The sequence below is a fragment of the Streptomyces sp. NPDC001137 genome (assembly GCF_040298885.1).
In the GTDB taxonomy this organism is placed as follows: domain Bacteria; phylum Actinomycetota; class Actinomycetes; order Streptomycetales; family Streptomycetaceae; genus Streptomyces.
Genome location: NZ_JBEPBA010000027.1, coordinates 100,681 through 119,056 on the forward strand (window position 1 = coordinate 100,681; position 18,376 = coordinate 119,056).

The 18,376-nt window shown below is 71.6% G+C and carries 16 protein-coding genes; 5 read left to right on the forward strand and 11 right to left on the reverse strand.

Features of this window, described 5'->3' with window-relative positions; translation table 11 throughout:
* Positions 1–99 precede the first annotated feature (99 nt).
* Both ABT254_RS38370 and ABT254_RS38375 read left to right on the forward strand, forming a co-directional pair.
* A complete protein-coding gene (locus ABT254_RS38370; protein ID WP_351481054.1) occupies positions 100–1,863 on the forward strand; it encodes a SulP family inorganic anion transporter in 1,764 nt (587 codons plus the stop codon).
* 370 nt (positions 1,864–2,233) lie between these two features.
* The gene (locus ABT254_RS38375) at positions 2,234–2,764 is read left to right on the forward strand and encodes a gamma carbonic anhydrase family protein (RefSeq protein ID WP_351481188.1); all 531 of its coding nucleotides are present in this window, start codon (positions 2,234–2,236) and stop codon (positions 2,762–2,764) included.
* Positions 2,765–2,798: 34 nt separating this feature from the next.
* On the opposite strand, the gene ABT254_RS38380 is transcribed toward ABT254_RS38375, so the two are convergent.
* The 4 genes from ABT254_RS38380 to ABT254_RS38395 all read right to left on the reverse strand — a co-directional run bounded on the left by ABT254_RS38380 (position 2,799) and on the right by ABT254_RS38395 (position 9,607).
* Positions 2,799–3,443, reverse strand: a complete 645-nt coding sequence (locus tag ABT254_RS38380) for a DedA family protein (protein ID WP_351481191.1) — start codon at positions 3,441–3,443, stop codon at positions 2,799–2,801.
* Between the two features lie 85 nt (positions 3,444–3,528).
* On the reverse strand, positions 3,529–5,088 hold the full coding sequence (locus ABT254_RS38385; RefSeq protein ID WP_351481056.1) for a carboxylesterase/lipase family protein: 1,560 nt from the start codon (positions 5,086–5,088) through the stop codon (positions 3,529–3,531).
* Positions 5,085–7,550 carry a beta-glucosidase family protein gene (locus tag ABT254_RS38390; RefSeq protein ID WP_351481059.1) on the reverse strand — a complete coding sequence of 822 codons (2,466 nt, stop codon included), beginning with the start codon at positions 7,548–7,550 and terminating at the stop codon, positions 5,085–5,087. Before ABT254_RS38390 ends, ABT254_RS38385 begins: the two co-directional genes overlap by 4 nt.
* A gap of 269 nt (positions 7,551–7,819) precedes the next feature.
* Positions 7,820–9,607 carry an RICIN domain-containing protein gene (locus tag ABT254_RS38395; protein WP_351481062.1) on the reverse strand — a complete coding sequence of 596 codons (1,788 nt, stop codon included), beginning with the start codon at positions 9,605–9,607 and terminating at the stop codon, positions 7,820–7,822.
* Positions 9,608–9,965: 358 nt separating this feature from the next.
* On the opposite strand from ABT254_RS38395, the gene galU reads away from it, so the two are divergent.
* Complete coding sequence (gene galU, locus ABT254_RS38400) at positions 9,966–10,904, forward strand: UTP--glucose-1-phosphate uridylyltransferase GalU (RefSeq protein WP_351481065.1); 939 nt, start codon at positions 9,966–9,968, stop codon at positions 10,902–10,904.
* Between the two features lie 111 nt (positions 10,905–11,015).
* Here galU and ABT254_RS38405 read toward each other — a convergent pair whose 3' ends face one another.
* The 4 genes from ABT254_RS38405 to ABT254_RS38420 all read right to left on the reverse strand — a co-directional run bounded on the left by ABT254_RS38405 (position 11,016) and on the right by ABT254_RS38420 (position 14,777).
* Entirely contained in the window at positions 11,016–11,453 is a 438-nt protein-coding gene (locus ABT254_RS38405) for a DUF4442 domain-containing protein (protein ID WP_351481194.1), read from the reverse strand.
* 151 nt (positions 11,454–11,604) lie between these two features.
* Positions 11,605–12,450 (reverse strand): spermidine synthase, encoded by an 846-nt coding sequence (locus tag ABT254_RS38410; RefSeq protein ID WP_351481068.1) that lies wholly within the window; start codon positions 12,448–12,450, stop codon positions 11,605–11,607.
* Positions 12,451–12,611: 161 nt separating this feature from the next.
* Complete coding sequence (gene tuf, locus ABT254_RS38415) at positions 12,612–13,781, reverse strand: elongation factor Tu (protein ID WP_351481071.1); 1,170 nt, start codon at positions 13,779–13,781, stop codon at positions 12,612–12,614.
* A 273-nt stretch (positions 13,782–14,054) separates the two neighbouring features.
* On the reverse strand, positions 14,055–14,777 hold the full coding sequence (locus ABT254_RS38420; protein WP_351481072.1) for a DNA alkylation repair protein: 723 nt from the start codon (positions 14,775–14,777) through the stop codon (positions 14,055–14,057).
* A gap of 49 nt (positions 14,778–14,826) precedes the next feature.
* Between ABT254_RS38420 and ABT254_RS38425 the strand changes: the two genes are divergently transcribed.
* Positions 14,827–15,600, forward strand: a complete 774-nt coding sequence (locus ABT254_RS38425; RefSeq protein WP_351481074.1) for a TVP38/TMEM64 family protein — start codon at positions 14,827–14,829, stop codon at positions 15,598–15,600.
* A 7-nt stretch (positions 15,601–15,607) separates the two neighbouring features.
* Here the strand turns inward: ABT254_RS38425 and ABT254_RS38430 are convergent, their stop codons facing one another.
* Positions 15,608–16,777, reverse strand: a complete 1,170-nt coding sequence (locus ABT254_RS38430) for a thiolase family protein (RefSeq protein ID WP_351481076.1) — start codon at positions 16,775–16,777, stop codon at positions 15,608–15,610.
* A 106-nt stretch (positions 16,778–16,883) separates the two neighbouring features.
* Between ABT254_RS38430 and ABT254_RS38435 the strand changes: the two genes are divergently transcribed.
* Positions 16,884–17,351 carry a winged helix-turn-helix transcriptional regulator gene (locus ABT254_RS38435; protein WP_351481078.1) on the forward strand — a complete coding sequence of 156 codons (468 nt, stop codon included), beginning with the start codon at positions 16,884–16,886 and terminating at the stop codon, positions 17,349–17,351.
* A 30-nt stretch (positions 17,352–17,381) separates the two neighbouring features.
* Here ABT254_RS38435 and ABT254_RS38440 read toward each other — a convergent pair whose 3' ends face one another.
* Entirely contained in the window at positions 17,382–17,657 is a 276-nt protein-coding gene (locus ABT254_RS38440) for a YciI family protein (RefSeq protein ID WP_351481081.1), read from the reverse strand.
* Positions 17,658–17,728: 71 nt separating this feature from the next.
* Entirely contained in the window at positions 17,729–18,340 is a 612-nt protein-coding gene (locus ABT254_RS38445) for a cupin domain-containing protein (RefSeq protein WP_351481197.1), read from the reverse strand.
* Positions 18,341–18,376 lie beyond the last annotated feature (36 nt).

Consider the following 18,376-nt stretch of genomic DNA (forward strand, 5'->3'; position numbering starts at 1 on the left):
GGTGGACCCGTCGGACTTCCTCGACATCCCGTACCACTCGCTCTGCTCCGTCACACTGATCGCCCTGTACGCGCCGACACGTCCGAAGAAGGTCCGGCGATGGCAGACACCACAGGCCGCTACGTCCCGCCGGGGCTGCGCACGCTGTCGGCGTACCGGCGCGAGTGGCTGATCAAGGACGTCGTCGCCGGCGTCGTCCTGACCACGCTGCTGGTCCCGCAGGGCATGGCCTACGCGGAACTGGCGGGGCTGCCCGCGATCACCGGGCTGTACACGTCGGTGCTCTGCCTTCTGGCGTACGCGGTCTTCGGGCCGTCGCGGATCCTGGTCCTCGGCCCCGACTCCTCTCTCGGCCCGATGATCGCCGCGACGATCCTGCCCCTGATCGCCTCCGGCGGGGACAGCGGGCGCGCGGTGGCGCTCGCCTCGATGCTCTCCCTGATGGTCGGCGCCGTCACGATCCTGGCCGGGGTGTGCCGGCTGGGCTTCATCGCCGACCTCATCTCCAAGCCCACCATGATCGGCTACATGAACGGGCTGGCCCTGACGATCCTGATCGGGCAGCTCCCGAAGCTGTTCGGCTTCAAGACGGACGCCGACGGACTCATCGCCGAGGTGCGCGCCTTCGTCCGGGGGGTGGCCGACGGCAAGGCGGTGGGGGCCTCGGTGGCGGTCGGGGTGACGGGGATCGTGCTGATCCTGGTGCTTCAGCGGTGGCTGCCCAAGGTGCCCGCGGTCCTGGTCATGGTGGTGCTCGCGATCGCCGCGACCTCGGCCTTCGACCTGGGCGGGCACGGGGTGAGCCTGGTCGGTGAACTCCCGCAGGGATTCCCGCCGTTGAGCCTGCCCCACGTCCACTGGGGCGACCTCGGCCCGCTGTGCGGCGGTGCGCTCGGCATCGCCCTGGTGTCCCTCGCCGACACCATCTCCAACGCCTCCGCGTTCGCCTCCCGCACCGGCCAGGAGGTGCGCGGCAACGAGGAGATGACGGCGATCGGAGCGGCCAACGTGGCGGCCGGGCTGTTCCAGGGGTTTCCCGTGAGCACCAGCGGCTCACGGACGGCGGTGGCCGAACGGGCGGGCGCCAAGAGCCAGTTGACGGGAATCGTCGGCGCGGTCCTGATCGTGCTGATGCTCGTCGTGCTGCCCGGTCTCTTCCGCAATCTGCCGCAGCCGGCCCTCGCGGCCGTCGTCATCACGGCCTCGCTCTCGCTGGCCGACATCGCGGGCACGGGACGCCTGTGGCATCAGCGCAAGGCCGAGTTCCTGCTGTCCGTGGCGGCCTTCCTCGGGGTGGCACTGCTCGGAGTGCTGCCGGGCATCGCGGTCGCCGTCGGCCTGTCGATCCTGAACGTCTTCCGGCGGGCCTGGTGGCCGTACAACACCGTGCTGGGCCGGGTGCCGGGGCTGCCCGGCTATCACGACGTCCGCTCCTACCCCGAGGCCGAGCAGCTGCCGGGGCTGGTGATCCACCGCTTCGACGGGCCGCTGTTCTTCGCCAACGCCAAGGCCTTCCGCAACCACATCATGCGGCTGACCCGCTGCGAGCCGCCGCCGGTGTGGGTGCTGCTGGCGGCCGAGCCCGTGACGGACGTGGACACCACGGCGGCCGACGAACTGGAGGAGCTCGACGAGGCGCTCAACGAGCGGGGCATGAGCCTGGTGTTCGCCGAGCTGAAGGACCCGGTGCGGCGCAAGATCGAACGCTATGAACTGACCCGCACCATCGATCCGGCCCACTTCTTCCCGACGCTGGAGTCCGCCGTCGCCGCGTACCGCGCGCAGACCGGCGCGCGGTGGACACCGGCCGCGGACGGGCGGTCCGCGGCGGAGGCCGCCCTGGAGAAACCGCCGAGCGGTTAGGTGTGCTGTCCGGTGGATCGGCTCGGCTTCCCGGGCCCGTGCGCGGCCTCGTCGTGGTCACCCCGGACGGGCCGGCGAACCTCTCGCGTCCGGCGCGGTCCGCCCAGCCTCGGCCGATCCGGCCTTGGCCCGAGCAGTCGGCGCCGGTCGAATTCCTGCACCGCGGCACGGCACCCGCAGCGCCCGCGGGCCGCACCTCGAAAGGCACGGGCCCGCTCAGCGCCTCGCCATCGACGCCGACCGGTATCGACGGCAGGTCTACCCGTACGGCCGCCCGCCCCTTGCCCGCAGCGTGACGCGCGGCCCCGGCACCCGGCAGCGGGGTGTCATCGCCTACGGTGCGTTCTGTGTCGACGAGGAGGAGAGGGCGATGACGCACAAGGCGTTGATCACGGGCATCGGCGGCAGGGAACCGAAGATCGACGGGGAGGCCTTCGTGGCGCCCACGGCGTCCGTGATCGGGGACGTGACGCTGAAGGCCGGGGCGAGCGTCTGGTACGGGGCGGTGCTGCGGGGGGATGTCGAGCGCATCTCCGTCGGGGCCCAGGCCAATATCCAGGACAACTGCACGCTCCATGCCGACCCCGGGTTTCCGGTCAGCATCGGTGAGCGGGTGTCCGTGGGGCACAACGCGGTGGTGCACGGCGCGACCGTCGGGGACGACTGTCTGATCGGCATGGGGGCGACCGTGCTGAACGGTGCGGTGATCGGGGCGGGGTCGCTGGTCGCCGCGCAGGCACTGGTGCCTCAGGGGATGCAGGTGCCGCCGGGGTCGTTGGTTGCGGGGGTGCCGGCGAAGGTGAGGCGGGAGCTGAGTGCGGAGGAGCGTGAGGGGGTCACGCTGAACGGCACCTTGTATGCGGAGCTCGCCAAGTCGCACGGGGAGATCCATCAGGCATAGCGCGGCCCGGTGGGGGGCTGGTCGCGGCGGCGCTTCAGTCCCCGGCGGGTACCGGTTCCGGCTCCTGACGCGCCGCCTGCGCCTTCTTGGCCTTGCGCCTGATGACCAGCATCGACGTGAGACCGATGAGCACCGCGACCACCAGGCCCAGATACGAGAACCTCTTCAGCCAGTCCTCGGCGACCACGCCCACGTAGTAGATGACCGCCGTCGTGCCGCCCGCCCAGCAGATGCCGCCGAGGACGTTGGCGGTCAGGAACTTCCAGTACGGCATGTGGAGGACGCCCGCGAGGGGCCCTGCGAAGATGCGCAGGAGGGCGACGAAGCGGCCGAAGAAGACCGCCCACATGCCCCACTTCTCGAAGGACTTCTCGGCGGTGGCGACATGGCCCTCGCTGAAGTGTCGGGGGAACTTCCCGCCCAGCCAGGCGAGCAGTGGGCGGCCGCCCTTGCGGCCGATGGCGTAGCCGATGGAGTCACCGACGACGGCGCCGGCGGTCGCGCACGCGCCGAGCACGATCGGGTTGATGCCGGAGTGCTGGGAGGAGAGCAGGGCGGCCGAGACCAGGACGATCTCGCCCGGCAGCGGGATGCCCAGGCTCTCCAGACCGATGACCAGCGCCACCACGGCGTAGACGGCTGCCGCGGGCACCGTGTCGAGCCACTCCTGGACGTGCAACGCCACTTCCTCCCGATTCGTAACCCTTTGGTGCAGTGTTCCCGGCGTGCGCCGCACGGGGGCGCACGCCGGGAAGCCTACCGGGTCAGCCTGCCGAGGCGCCGTCCCACAGATCGCACTGGTGCTCCTGATGGACAGTGGTGCTCAGGGTGTTTCCGCCCTTGGACGCGGTCTTCAGGGAGAGGACCACGCCCGGGCCGGTGGGCATCGGGGGCTGCCCCGCGGCTCGGGGGACACCGTCCCGTACGAAGGATCCCCAGTACTGGACCATCTGCCGCGACAGGACCTTCTGCTCGGCGTTCAGCGGGCTCTCCAGTCCGAAGTGCTTGAAGAGGTACTGGATCTCGTTGACGTGCGTCGCGCCGAAGTCGAAGTCCGTGTGCAGGTTGCGCAGGGAGGCGAAGGGCGGGGAGGTGCGGTCGGCGAACTCGTACGAGTAGACCGGTCCGCGGGTGGCGAGCAGCCCGTCGAGCCGCAGCGCCGGGCAGCTGAACAGGACGTCGCCCAGTGCGGTGGCGTACCCGATGGTCGGCGTCGGGTAGGCCGACAGCGGATAGCGCGCGAGTGCCTGCTCGCCGAAGTCGTTCCGCATGACCTGCGGGTACTGCTCGGCGGTGAGCGGTGTGCCGTTCAGGTCGAAGCCGGAGAACGCGAACAGCCGGCCCTCGTCCGTGTTCGAGCCGTTGATCACGGGCACCCGGGCCGCGGTTCCCCTCGCGACGGCCTGTTCGGGCTGTGCGGGCAGGAAGGCGCCCCCGACCACGGGATTCCAGTCGAAGTCGCCCTGTGCTTCGAGGATCTCGCGGGCGGACTTTCCACGCAGACATGCCACGGTGGTGCAGCCCAGCTTCTTGGCGAAGTCGGCTCCCTGGGCCACCGCGTCCGGGTGGGTACGGGCGGTGCAGTCGTCGTAGGCGCCGCTCTCGATGATGCCCGCGCGGAACAGTCCCCTGGCCGTGGGCGAGGCCAGCTGGGTGCAGACCGAGCGGCCGCCCGCCGACTCGCCCGCGATGGTGACACGGCCCGGATCACCGCCGAAACGGCCGATGTTGGCCCGCACCCAGCGCAGCGCGGCCTGCTGGTCGAGCATGCCGAAGTTGCCGGAGACGCCGTCGCGCGTCTCGCCGTCGAGACCGGACGTGGCGAGGAAACCCATCGCGCCAAGGCGGTAGTTGACGGTCACGACGACCGTTTTGGTCTGCCGGGCGAAGGCGTCGGGGACGACGTCCTGACCGGCACCGGCCGTCAGTCCGCCGCCGTGGAACCAGACCAGGACCGACCGTCCGGCGGAGCCTTCGGGGACGTACACATTGAGGTCGAGACAGTCCTCGGTGTACGAGGGCCGGTCGTAGCCGGGATCCCAACTGGAGTTCTGTACGCACTTGTTGCCGAAGTCCTGTGCGGAACGCACCCCTTTCCAGGGGCGTACGGCGTGCGGCTCGCGCCAGCGGAGCCTGCCCACCGGCGGCTCGGCGTACGGGATGCCGAGGAACTGCCGTCCTTCGGCGGTGGTCTCGCCGCGCACCAGCCCCGCGTCGGTGCGGACGACCGGGTCGCCGCCGGACGGTGCGGCCTGCGCTGCCGCGACGGGTGCGACGAGGGCCGCCGCGAGGGCCGTCAGGCCGATGACGATGCGTCGTATCACGTGCCCACCTCCACGTTCGTACGCAACCGGAGATCACGCGAGGACGCCCCGACCCACACGGTGCGCCGGCCGGTCCCGAGCACCCAATCGTGACGCTTCGGATCCCATGAGGACAATGTGCGCGCGGTGACTTCCACGGCGATCCGCCGCCGCTCCCCCGCCCGCAGGTGCAGCCGCCGGTAGCCGCCCAACGCCCTTACCACCTGGTCGAGTCGGAGGTCCGGCGACGGCCCGACGTACACCTGCGGCACGGCGACGCCGTCGCGCCGGCCGGTGTTGCGGACGGTGAAGGACACCTCGATGCCGCCTCGTGTCCGGCGGGCCCGCAGGTCCTCGTACGAGAAGGAGGTGTACGACAGTCCGTGCCCGAAGGGGAACAGCGGCCGCACCCCTTCGGCGTCGTACCAGCGGTAGCCGGCGTGGATGCCTTCGGAGTACTCCTCCGTTCCGTCCACGCCCGGGTAGCGGCGGGGGTCGCCGGCGACCGGGTGGTGGTCGTCGTCGACGGGGAAGGACTGGGTGAGGCGGCCGCCGGGGTCGCACTCGCCGTACAGGACGGCGGCGGTGGCGGCCGCGCCCTCCTGGCCCGGGTAGTACATCTGGAGCACGGCGCCGGTGCGCCGCAGCCAGGGCATCGAGGTCGCGGACGAGGTGTTGAGGACGACCGTGGTGCGCGGATTGGCCGCGGTGACGGCTTCGATCAGCTGCTGCTGGTGGCCGGGGAGGGCGATCGTGGTGCGGTCCAGGCCCTCGGTGGCGTCCTCGTAGGCGAAGAGAACCACGTCGCGGGCGGCGCGGGCGGCTCTGACGGCCTCGGCGACGTCCTGTGCGCGGGTGGCGCCGGTGCTGCGCCGCAGCCGGAACAGCAGACCGTCGGCTCCTCCCTGGGCGGTGATCTTGAGCGTGTGGGCGCCCTTGGCGAGGGTGAGGGTCTTGCGGCGCACCGACAGACCGTCGGGGGCGGCCGAGACCAGGCCGCCCGTGAAGAACTCGCCGTATCCGGAGGCCTGCGGGAAGAGCTCCGCGCCGTCGAGGAGGACCTTGGGGCGGGCCGTGGGCGCGGACGAGAAGTGCAGGACGAAGGTCCACTCGTCGTCCTCGGGGACGGTGAGCGTCCCGTCGTACGTCCACACCTTGCCCGCGTCGACTCCCTGCCCCTCGCTGTCGAAGGCAGGGCCCAGCGCGGACGCCGGGACCGGCTTGCCGAACAGGTCCTCACCGAGGGAGTAAATGACCTTCCCCGCACGGGACTTGATGGCGTCCAGGGGGCTGCCGGCGTGGTCCGGCACGACGTGTGCGCTGCCGCCGCCGCTGACGAAGGGCAGGGTGCCGGTCGGGCCGATCACCGCGACGGTGCCGCCCCGGGACAGGGGCAGCGTCCGGTGCTCGTTGCGCAGGAGGGTCGCCCCCGCCTTCGCGACCTCCAGGGCCACGGCGGCGCCGGACGGTGCGTCGCGCTCCGGGCGCGGTGGTGCAGTGCCGTCGAGGAGGCCGAAGCGGTCCATGACGGTGAGGATGCGCCGTACGGAACGGTCGACGTAGCGCTCGGGCACGCTGCCGCTTTGCACGGCCGACTTGAGCGCCGTACCGAAGTGGGTGCCGTCGGGCATCTCCATGTCGAGGCCGGCGGTGATCGCCGCGACGGTGCTGTGCGCGGCGAACCAGTCGGTCATCACCCAGCCGTCGAAGCCCCAGCGGTCGCGCAGGATGTCCGTGAGCAGGCTCTTGTTCTCGCAGGAGAACGTGCCGTTGACCTTGTTGTAGGCGCCCATCACCGCGCCGACGCCGGCGCCCACGGCCGCCTCGAAGCCGCGCAGTTCGATCTCGTGCATGGTCTGCTCGTCGACGCGCACGTCGATCGACATGCGGTCCTTCTCCTGGTTGTTCAGCGCGTAGTGCTTGACGGTGGCGATGAGACCCTCGCCCTGGATGCCCCCGATCTCGGCGGCGACCATGCCGGAGGCGAGCAGCGGGTCCTCGCTGAAGGTCTCGAAGTTGCGGCCCGCGTACGGGGTGCGGATGAGGTTGACCATCGGGGAGAGCAGGACGTCCTGGCCGAGGGCGCGGCCCTCGCGTCCGATGACCTGTCCGTAGCGGCGGGCCAGGTCCGGGTCGAAGGCGGAGGCCAGCAGGACGGGGGCGGGCAGGGCGGTGGCGTGCCGGGTGACGCGGACTCCGGCGGGGCCGTCGGCGAGACGGAGTGAGGGGATGCCGAGGCGCTCGACGGCGGGGACGTAGCCCGCCTGGCCGAGTGACTTCGCGTCGGTGGCGCCGTGCAGGAGAGAGATCTTCTCGTCGAGGGTCAGCTTGGCGATCAGGCCTTCGACGCGGGAGCCGGCCCCCGCCTCGGGTCTGTCCAGGGCCTGCGCGGGGGGCGTGAGACCGCTGGTGGCCGCCGTGGCGACGGCGATCGCGCCGCCCAGCAGACGCAGTGCGGATCTCCGCGAGACAGTGTCGGTCATGGGCCGTCACTCCTTCGGTGTGCGGGCACGACGTTGTGAACCGCAGGTACGCCCCGGCGGCCCGGACTGCGTTCGGCATCTGAACGCAGTCTGCTTCAGGACCGACCTGACACCCCGTAGGGCACCGTGGGCGCGGCGGGAAAACTATGACCGTTGGTGACTCGTGTCAATGAAGCGAACAAGAAACACTCCGATGCCGACAAGAAACGAAGCTGGGGCCGCCCCGGCGGGCGGCCCCAGAGGGGTGTATGTCCGTGCATGTGCCTTGATCAGTGCAGGACGGCCTCGAGATTCCCCGCGGTGTCCGCGACGGAGGCGACCGCGGCCCGCACGTCGACCGCGAGCGTACGCACCCGGTCCAGGGGCGCCGGCGGCCGGGACGGTTCGGTTTCGTCGTCGACCTGGGCGAACCGCTCCTCGTACTGCCCGTCGTAGGGCTCGCCCCCGGTCTTCCGCTCCGGGGCCCGGGAGCCGGGCGGCTTCGGTGCGTCCTCGGGCGAGTCCTGGGCCGCGGGGGGACCGCCGTCCTGCGATCCGCCCGGCTTCTTCGTGCGGCCGGTGTCTCCGAGGCCGACTTCGAGCGTCCACCGTTGCCCGCCGGAACCGTCCCGTGCGGTGACGACGACCTCAGCCCGTCTGCCCGGTGCGACGAGGAGCCCCTTTCCGCCGCGCAGCAGGAGTTCCCCGCGGACCGTGAGGTCGTAGCGCACCTCGCCCGCGTGCACCACGCAGTCGGCCAGGGTCACCGAGTTCTTCTCGGCATCGGAGTCGAGGCACAGGGTGGGGTCGGCCGTACTGCGCAGCAGACCGTCGTCCTGGTACGACCACTGCTGCGACCCGGCCGAGGAGCAGGCCGCCAGCACGACCGCGGCACCGGGCCTGGACCGGCCGCCCTGGACGTCCAGGCAGAGTCCGGCCTTCGGGTTGCGGAGCCGACCGCGGCCGATCTCGACGGGCCGCGCCGCGGAGGCGGGCGAGGGTGAGACGGCCGACGTGGTGTCCGCCGCGGGGGGCGAGGGGTGCAGGGTGCTGCTGCTGGGCGCACCCCAGGTGGCGCCGGAGCGGACAGCGTTGTCGTCGGACCAGCCCTTGCTGACGAGAACCGTGGCGAGCAGGGCGAGTGTCGTCAGACCGACCCCCACGACGACGGCCTTGGTGTGCTTGCGCGGGGCGTCGGGCCGGTGCCGCCCGCCGCCGGAACGCGCGCCGCCGCGCCCGGGCGTGAACGCCAGGTCTCCGCCGCGGCCGGGGCGGGAGTCGAGATAGCGCCGGGCGCCCCAGCCGAGCACGGTCTCCGCGAGCAGCACTTCCAGGCCGTCCTCGAAATGACTGAGCTGTTCGGCGGCGTGACGGCAGTACCGGCACTGCGTCAGATGCTGCTGGACATCCGGGAGCAGGGCACCGCCGCGGCGTATCGGGACGTCGAGGAGGCGGTTGTAGAAGCGGCATTCCTTGCCGGGCGCGAGTTCCCGGTGGGCGCGCACACAGCCCACCCGGAATTGCTCGCGCGCCTGCTCCAGTGCGGCGGACGCGGTGGGCGCATCCACCCCCAACAGACCAGCCGGTACGGTTATGGGTTCGGCTTCGACCTCCGAGTGCCACAGCAGGCATTGCGAGGCTCCCGGAAGGGCCCGGAATGCCCGCTCGGCGATGTGCCGCCTTTCGGGGGTCGCGGAGCGTGCGGCGCGCAGTCCGCGACCGCCGGTCGGTTTGCGAAGTTCCGGCAGGAGAGCGGAAATGCCGTCGTCCGCGGCCCACTCCTTGACGGTGTCCCGTACGGCCATGAGGAGTTGCGGTCGCAGGGCGCCGCCGCCCGGCCGTCCCAGCACCCGCTGGAAGGCGGCGGCCGCGGCCATGGATGCCGGGCTTTCCCCGGAGGCGAGGCATATGACTGCGTAGTCGTACGTGGCCCGCCAGTGCCGGGCCAGCAGCAGCGCGCCCGCACGGGCACCCGCGGCATCCGGACCCAGCTGTGCGATGAGGTTGCGATCGGACTCGGCGGGCCCCGATCCGGGACGGGGCGGGTACGGCGGTCGTGGGGGGTTGGGGGATTGCACTGAACCATTTCCTTCCAAGCCGCAGGACGGTAAGCGGATTTCGCGTCCATCGGAAAGCAGGTGCCTGTTTGGTGCATACCTATGCCGGGTCGGGTTCTGGGACCGCTACAGGGCCGCTCACTTTCGCACAATTGACAGACAGGAAACAAGGAGTTCGAGTGACGAAAGTTCAAAACGCGGCAACTTCAGATAAGTTACCGGCGGTATCCGCACCCGTATTCGAAACAACCGTATGGCGGCAGTGGAGTTGTGTGCACCCCCCGGACGCCTGGCACACGAAACCTCCACGCCCGGACCCACAGCGGGATCCCAAGTTCCTCTCGGCGGGCTCTCATCCGCGTGCGCCAGCATGAGCCGCATGATCGTCCCCCACACCCCTTCCCCCCGTGCGGTCACCAAGGCCGTGATCCCCGCCGCCGGCCTCGGCACCCGTTTCCTGCCCGCGACCAAGGCGACCCCGAAGGAGATGCTGCCGGTCGTCGACAAGCCGGCCATCCAGTACGTCGTGGAGGAGGCCGCCGCGGCCGGGCTCGACGACGTCCTCATGGTCACCGGACGCCACAAACGCGCCATCGAGGACCACTTCGACAACGCCTTCGAACTGGAACAGGCGCTCGCCGCCAAGGGCGACACGGTACGTCTGGACGCCGTGCGCGATCCCGCCCGCCTGGCCCGCATCCACCACATCCGCCAGGGCGAGCCGCTCGGCCTCGGCCATGCCGTCCTGTGCGCCCGCCGGCACGTCGGCGACCAGCCCTTCGCCGTCCTGCTCGGTGACGACCTGATCGACCCCCGCGAAACCCTCCTCAGCCGCATGCTCGACGTGCGAGGCCGGCACGCGGGCAGCGTCGTCGCCCTGATGGAGGTCCCGCCGGAGCAGATCCACCTCTACGGCTGCGCAGCGGCCCAGGCAACGGGCGAGGACGGCGTGGTCCGCGTCACCGGCCTGGTCGAGAAGCCGTCTCGCGAGGACGCACCCAGCAGATACGCGGTCATCGGCCGCTATGTCCTCGACCCGGCCGTCTTCGACACCCTCGAGCGCACCCCGCCCGGCCGCGGCGGCGAGATCCAGCTCACCGACGCCCTGCGGGAACTGGCCGCGGACGGCACGGTGCACGGCGTCGTCTTCGACGGCCTGCGCTACGACACCGGCGACAAGGCCGACTACCTGCGCACCGTGGTCCGCCTCGCCTGCGACCGCGACGACCTCGGCCCCGAATTCACCACCTGGCTCAAGGAGTTCGTCGCCGGGCTGGACGAAGGCACCGGCCCCGGACGCCGGCCGCTGGCGGCCTGAGCCGGGTTCCCCGGGGACGGCGACCTCAGCGGTCTCGTCGCGGGGCCGCCGAACCGAAAGCACACCGGGCCCGGGGGCGACACGCCCCCGGGCCCGGTGTGCAGGCGGTGCTCAGCCGTTGGGACGCAGCGTCCACACGACCGTCATCTCGCCGGTGACGGCACCGTCGGCGCGCCGGATCTCGATCGACACCGGGAACTCGGGCCGCTCCCCGGCATCCAGCTCCGCCACGACATCGGCCACCGGGCGGCCGAGGGTCGCGGTGGCGGTGACGGCTCCCATCGCCAGCTTCTTGTACGCGATCTCGGCGCTCACCGCGAGCGGAACCGCTCGCGCGAGCTGATCCCCGAAGGCGGCCAGCACGATCGATCCGCTCGCGGTCTCACCGAGGGTGAACATCGCGCCGGCGTGCGGCCCGCCCACGTGGTTGTGGTACTCGCTCTGGTCCGGCAGGGCCACCACGGCCTTCTCGGGCGTGGTCTCCAGGAACTGGAGGTTCAGGGTCCGGGCCATCGGCACCGTCGCGGCGAGCATCTCGCCGATCGACATCTGGTCTGCGCTCATGACGGGCATGTTACCCACGAGTAGACTAGGCTGGCCAGGGGCTGTTTCGACGACGCCGGTATGACTGCCGGACGCGTCGGACCCACGGCGGAGCACCGGACCCGTGACGACGGACCCGGCGGCCACCCCAGACGGTTCAGCCGATACCGAACGCCCCGTCGGGAGGCTCGGGCGACGGCACGGCGTCCTCGTCCCGCACCGGGCGCGCACCGGCGACGAAGGCGCGGATCCCGGGTCCGTACTCGACCCGTGCCGGAAAGGCGTCGGCCGCCGTGAGCCGGGCCAGGGCGGCCGTGTCGACGGGATGGTGCGCGGCGACCAGTACGGCGTTGCCGAAGCGGCGCCCCCGCAGGACGGCCGGTTCGGCGATCAGCGCCAGCTCCTCGAACTCCGTTGCAAAAGTGGCGAGTTGGGAACGGAGGAAGGCGAAGGGCGCCGCGTCGGCGAGGTTGGCCAGGTAGACGCCCCCGTCGCGCAGCACCCGGGCGGCCTCACGGGCGTAGGCGACGGAGGTGAGGTGTGCCGGGACGCGGGAGCCGCCGAAGACATCGGCGACGAGCACGTCCGCCGAGTCCGAGGGGGCCGCTTCCAGCCAGACGCGGGCGTCAGCGGTGTGCAGGGTGACGGCCGAGCCGTCCGGGAGCGGCAGGTGCTCCAGGACCAGTTCCAGCAGGGCGCGGTCCGTCTCCACGACGTCCTGTCGCGAGCCGGGCCGGGTCGCGGCCAGGTACCGGGGCAGGGTGAGCGCGCCCCCGCCGAGGTGCAGCACGTCCAGCGGACTGCCCGGTTGAGCAAGGGTGTCCAGGACGTGCCCGAGCCGTCGTGCGTACTCGAACTCCAGGTGTTCCGGCTCGTCCAGGTCCACGTACGACTGCGGCGCCCCGTCGACCGTCAGCAGCCAGGCCCGCTTCCGGTCGACGTCGGGCATCAGCTTGGCGGTGCCGTGATCGACGTCTCGGGTCACGGGTATCGGCTCGTCCACGGGCCCATTGTCGCCGGTACGGACACGCGCCGGTGCAAAGACGGCCTGAAGGGGTGCGGGGCCGCATCGACATGCGGCCCCGCCACGGGGCGCGACCGGCCGCAACCGGCCGGCAGCTCCCCACCCCTCTCGGCGCCTACGGTCCGACGTCCGCGCAGCCGTCAGCCGACACGGGTCACCGTTCCCGCGCCGACCGTGCGGCCGCCCTCGCGGATCGCGAAGCCGAGCCCCGGCTCCAGCGGCACGTCACGCCCCAGCTCGACCGTCATGGTCACGGTGTCGCCGGGCCGGGCGAGGGCCGTCCCGCCGAGGTCGACGTCGCCGACCACGTCCGCGGTGCGGATGTAGAACTGCGGTCGATAGCCGCTCGACACCGGGGTCGAGCGTCCGCCCTCGCGCGTCGACAGGACGTACACACGCGCGGAGAAGCGGCGGCTCGGCGCCACGCTGCCGGGCGCCGCCACGACGTGTCCGCGCCGGACCGCGTCCCGCGGGACCCCGCGCAGCAGCAGCGCCACGTTGTCGCCGGCCTGCGCCTCCTCCATGGGCTTGCCGAAGGTCTCCAGGCCGGTGACCACGGTCTCCAGCCCGGCGCCGAGCACTTCGACCCGGTCGCCCACGCGGACGACACCGCGCTCGACCGCGCCCGTCACCACCGTTCCCCGGCCGGTGATCGTGAGCACGTTCTCGACGGGCATCAGGAACGGCGCGTCCAAGTACCGCTCGGGCATGGGCACATATGTGTCCACGGCGTCGAGCAGCGCCTCGATGGACGCCGTCCACCGCGGGTCGCCCTCCAGGGCCTTCAGCCCGGAGACGCGTACGACGGGTACGGCGTCGCCGCCGTAGCCCTGCGCCGTGAGCAGTTCGCGGACCTCCAGCTCGACGAGGTCCGTGAGCTCCTCGTCGCCCGCGTCGGCCTTGTTCAGGGCGACGACGATGTGGTCGACGCCCACCTGCCGGGCGAGCAGGACGTGTTCGGCTGTCTGCGGCATGATCCCGTCGAGCGCGGAGACGACGAGGATCGCCCCGTCGAGCTGCGCGGCGCCGGTGACCATGTTCTTGACGTAGTCGGCGTGGCCCGGCATGTCCACGTGCGCGTAGTGGCGGGTGTCGGTCTCGTACTCGACGTGGGCGATGTTGATGGTGATGCCGCGGGCGGCCTCCTCCGGGGCGCGGTCGATGCGGCCGAACGGCACGAACGTGCCGGTGCCGCGCTCGGCCAGCACCTTGGTGATGGCGGCGGTCAGGGTGGTCTTGCCGTGGTCGACGTGGCCCATGGTGCCGATGTTCAGATGCGGTTTGGTGCGCACGTATGCCGTCTTGGGCATGGCGATACCTCGAAGCCTCTTCGTAGGAGAGATGGGGACCCCAAGGAACTCGCCGACCCTCCCCCTGCGGGGTCCGCCGGACGATCCGGAGAGGGTCAGCTTCGGGCGCCGTCGACTGCGGCGACGAGAGTGGGAACGGCAGCCTTCGGGGCATCCGCGACTGCGGATGCTGCGAGGTGGAAGGCGTACCGGAACATGACGCCGATCATTGCCGACGCTCCTGCCGGCGTCGAATGATTTTTCAGGTCACGGGAGTTCGCGCGCCGGTCCGGTTCAGGGCCCGATGTTCTTCAGTGCCTCCCGGACCGACAGCGGCGCGAACCGGCCGCGCTCCCGGGCCAGGAAGGCCCGTACGGCTTCCGGGTCGGTCTTGGCGTACTCGCGCAGGCACCAGCCGATGGCCTTGCGGATGAAGAAGTCCGGGTGCCCGGACTGACGCACGCAGTAGGCGAAGAGCCGTTCCGCGTCGGTGCGTTCCTTGTGGCGCAGCTGGTGGAGCAGGGCGGTGCGGACGACCCACAGGTCGTCGTCCGCGATCCAGGCGTCCATGTCCGCCGTGAGCCGCGGGTCGGCCGCCACCAGCGCGCCCACGACATGGGCGGCGAGCGCGTCGACGGTGTCCCACCAGGGGACCGTGGTGACGAGGTGCCGGGCGACCGGCAGGAATCCGGAGGTGCACACGCGCGCGTGGCGGCGCAGATGGTCGACGGCGAAGTAGTGGTACTCGCGCTCGGGCAACTGCCAGCAGCGCAGGGCGATCGCCGTGCAGTCTCCCTCGTCGGGGCGCGGCAGGCCCGCGACGACGGTACGGGACAGGCTCCGGCGCACCGGCGTGCTGAGGCCCAGGAAGGGGGCCACGTCCTTCATGTACGCGCGCATGGACTCGGCGCGCTTCGGGTCGGCCGCGGCGGCGTACGTGGCGGTGAGCCGCTCCAGCACGGTGTCGGCGAGTGTGCTGAAGGGCACGTCCAGAATGTCCGCACCTGTGACGCTCATGAGACGAACCATACGGCCATCACATATATCAATCCGTTACTGTCACGGAATGCTCGATGCCACCACCCGCTCTGGGGGCACCGCCACGGCCTCTCCCCGGGCCGCCGCCACGGAGCTCGCCGTCGCCGCCGTACCCGTACCACCGCCGAGCCTCGGCTCGCGCTGCACGCGCGTGCTGCTCTCGCCGTGGTCACGGCTGTCCCTGCTTGTCGTCCTGCTCGCGAGTGCCGCCGCTGCCGTGCTGCTCTTCCAGCCGCAGCGGATGCTGGCGCACGGCTGGCCGCCGCAGCTCGGCGGCGCCGCGGCGGCCATGGTGTTCGCGGCGGCGTACGGGCTGTGCACCGTGGCGTTCGTGCCGCGGCCACTGCTGAACCTCGGGGCGGGCGCGCTCTTCGGCTCCCAACTGGGGACCGGGACGGCCCTCGCGGGTACGGTGCTCGGCGCCGGGGTCGCCTTCGGACTGGGCCGGATGCTCGGGCAGGACGCGTTGCGCCCGCTGCTGCGGGGCCGGCTGCTGAAGGCGGCGGACGGGCAGCTCAGCCGGCACGGGTTCCGCTCGATGATGGCTGCCCGGCTGTTCCCGGGGGTGCCGTTCTGGGCCGCGAACTACTGTGCCGCCGTCTCCCGCATGGGCTGGGTGCCGTTCGTGCTCGCGACGGCGCTCGGCTCGGTGCCGAACACCGCCGCGTACGCCGTCGCCGGCGCCCGCGCCTCCGCACCGACGTCCCCCGCCTTCCTGATCGCCATGGCCTGTATCGCCGTACCGGCCCTGGTGGGCGCGGTGGTGGCCTGGCGCAAGCGGCACCAGCTGCGCGGACGCTGACGGCCGGCTACACGCCTTCCAGGATCATCGCGTTGGCCAGTCCGCCCGCCTCGCACATGGTCTGCAGGGCGTAGCGTGCCCCACGCGCGCGCATGGCGTGCACGAGGGTGGTCGTCAGGCGGGTGCCGCTGGCCCCGAGCGGGTGGCCGATCGCGATCGCGCCGCCGTGCACGTTGACCTTGGCGAGGTCGGCGCCGGTCTCCTGCTGCCAGGCCAGGACGACGCTGGAGAACGCCTCATTGACCTCGAACAGGTCGATGTCGTCGAGGGTCAGGCCGGCCCTGCGCAGCACCTTCTCGGTCGCCGGTATGACGCCCGTGAGCATCAGCAGCGGGTCGGAGCCGGTGACGGCGAAGCTGTGCAGCCGGGCGAGCGGGCGCAGTCCGAGGCGGGCCGCGGTCTCGCTGGAGGTGATCAGCACGGCGGAGGCGCCGTCGTTGACGGGGCTGGCGTTGCCCGCGGTGACGTTCCACTCGATCTGCGGGAAGCGCTCGGCGAAGACCGGGTCATGGTAGGCGGGCCTGAGGCCGGCGAGGATCTCGGTGGTACTGGACGGCCGTACGCACTCGTCGCGCGTGACGCCCTCCAGGGGCGCGACCTCGGCGTCGAAGAGCCCGTTGGCCCAGGACTCGGCGGCCTTGCGGTGCGAGGAGACCGCGAAGGCGTCCATCTGGTCGCGGGTGATCGACCACTTGGCGGCGATCAGCTCGGCGCTGATGCCCTGCGGGACCAGGCCCTCCGGGTAGCGCTCGGCGACGCCGGGGCCGAAGGGGTCCTTGCCGGGCGGCACGTTCGACCACATCGGCACCCGGCTCATCGACTCCACGCCACAGGCGACGACGAGGTCGTAGGCGCCCGAGATGACGCCCTGCGCGGCGAAGTGCACGGCCTGCTGGGAGGAGCCGCACTGGCGGTCCACCGTGGTCGCGGGGACGGTCTCCGGGAAGCCCGCCGACAGCAGGGCGTAGCGGGTGGTGTTCATGGCCTGCTCGCCGACCTGGTCGACGGTGCCGCCGATGACGTCGTCGATCAGTGCCGGGTCGACGCCGGAGCGCTCGACGAGGGTGCGCAGGGTGTGGGCGAGGAGTTCGACGGGGTGGACGTGTGCGAGGGAGCCGCCCGGCTTGCCCTTGCCGATCGGGGTGCGTACGGCTTCGACGATCACTGCGTCACGCATGTGCGTGCCTCCACGGCGGGTTGGCGGAACTACTGGCGAGTAGGAAATCCAAACTCACCATAACTCCGAAGGTTGGAAAAACAAACCCTCCCCTAGACTGGGCGTCATGGCCGCCACCAAAGACCCGCGCCCCTGTTCCATCGCCGACACCCTGGCGCTGGTGGGCGAGAAGTACTCCCTGCTCGTCGTGCGCGAGGTGTGCCTGGGCAACGGGCGCTTCGACCAGCTGGTGCGCAACATCGGCGCCCCGCGCGACGTGCTGGCCGCCCGCCTGCGGCGCCTGGTGGACGCCGGGATCCTGACGAAGCGCGCCTACAGCGAGCGGCCGCAGCGCTTCGAGTACCGGCCCACCAGGGCGGGGCTCGAACTGGAGCCGGTCCTGATGACCCTCATGGAGTGGGGCGACCGCCATCTGCGCACCGACGACCGCCCGATGGTCGTCGAGCACATCTGCGGCAACGAACTGGTCCCGGTCGTCACCTGCCGGGCCTGCGGCAATCCGGTGCACCACGAGGACCTCACCGCCCACCCTCAGGCGGAGGGATGGACGGTGGCGGGGCCTTCGGCGGCCTGAGCGCTCCGCCGGAGGTGCCGCGGTCGGCGCTCAGGACGGGGCGAGGGCCTCGTTCCACTCCTGGATGCGCCAGGACTTCACCACTCCGTGCAGCACGAACGGGTCGCCGGCGACAAAGTCCTCGGCCGCCGCGCGAGTGGTGAAGACGGCCATCGATCCCTCTTCCTGGGGGTTCGCGAACGGGCCGATCATCAGCAGCTCGCCGCGCTCGACGTACTCCTGGTATCGGGCGGCGTGCGCGGCGAAGTGGGCGGGCGCCTTCGCGGCCAGGTCGTCGGCCGACTCGTAGAACACGACGTATTTCATCGGGCCTCCCGGTGCGCTGGGCCCAGCCGATGCGTCCAGGCTACCCACCGTCGCGATCAGGGTGCACCCGGTCAGTTCGCCCGGTACACGTCCAACCGCCCGCACATCCCGAACTTCCCCTGCGCCGAGGGCAGTTCGGCCCTGACGACGGCCTCCGCGAGGTGGCCGACGTCGCCCTTTTCCAGGCGGTCGAGCTGCTCCCCCGTGGCTGCGGCGGCCGCCTCCGCGCCACGCCGCCAGCGTTCGCGCCACTCGGCGAGCCGAGGGCGTACCAGTGCCGCGGCGGCCCGGTGGAAGGCGGCCAGGGCCTCGGGGCCGTCCGCCTCACGAAGCGCCCGGTAGCCCTCCAGGGCGAGGTCGCGGCGGGCGCGGGCGAACCGCTCCTGCTCCTCCTCCGGCACATCCGTCGGAATTCTGGTCGCGGCGGCGTACGTCTCCGCGTCGGTGAGGTACCGCGGCGGCAGTGTCAGGACCGCGTCGCCCGCCTCCGGCAGGCCGCTGTTCTGCATCAGCACCGTGATGCGCAGGTCGTCCTCGTTGACCAGGCGGTGGATGGTGCCAGGCGTGAACCAGGCGACCGTGCCGGGTACGAGGGGCGTGACCTCGTACCCGGACGTCGTGAGAGTCTGCACCGCACCCCGGCCGCCGGTGACGACATACGCCTCCGAACAGGTCAGGTGCATATGGGGAGTTCCGCCGCAGACGCCGTCGACGGCCGG

Coding starts and splice junctions, on each gene's coding strand:
- ABT254_RS38370 (WP_351481054.1), top strand. CDS start 100: ATGGCAGACACCACAGGCCGCTACGTCCCGCCGGGGCTGCGCACGCTG.
- ABT254_RS38375 (WP_351481188.1), top strand. CDS start 2,234: ATGACGCACAAGGCGTTGATCACGGGCATCGGCGGCAGGGAACCGAAG.
- ABT254_RS38390 (WP_351481059.1), bottom strand. CDS start 7,550: ATGACCGACACTGTCTCGCGGAGATCCGCACTGCGTCTGCTGGGCGGC.
- galU (WP_351481065.1), top strand. CDS start 9,966: ATGATCGTCCCCCACACCCCTTCCCCCCGTGCGGTCACCAAGGCCGTG.
- ABT254_RS38405 (WP_351481194.1), bottom strand. CDS start 11,453: ATGTCGATCGGCGAGATGCTCGCCGCGACGGTGCCGATGGCCCGGACC.
- tuf (WP_351481071.1), bottom strand. CDS start 13,781: ATGCCCAAGACGGCATACGTGCGCACCAAACCGCATCTGAACATCGGC.
- ABT254_RS38420 (WP_351481072.1), bottom strand. CDS start 14,777: ATGAGCGTCACAGGTGCGGACATTCTGGACGTGCCCTTCAGCACACTC.
- ABT254_RS38425 (WP_351481074.1), top strand. CDS start 14,827: ATGCTCGATGCCACCACCCGCTCTGGGGGCACCGCCACGGCCTCTCCC.
- ABT254_RS38430 (WP_351481076.1), bottom strand. CDS start 16,777: ATGCGTGACGCAGTGATCGTCGAAGCCGTACGCACCCCGATCGGCAAG.
- ABT254_RS38435 (WP_351481078.1), top strand. CDS start 16,884: ATGGCCGCCACCAAAGACCCGCGCCCCTGTTCCATCGCCGACACCCTG.
- ABT254_RS38440 (WP_351481081.1), bottom strand. CDS start 17,657: ATGAAATACGTCGTGTTCTACGAGTCGGCCGACGACCTGGCCGCGAAG.
- ABT254_RS38445 (WP_351481197.1), bottom strand. CDS start 18,340: ATGCACCTGACCTGTTCGGAGGCGTATGTCGTCACCGGCGGCCGGGGT.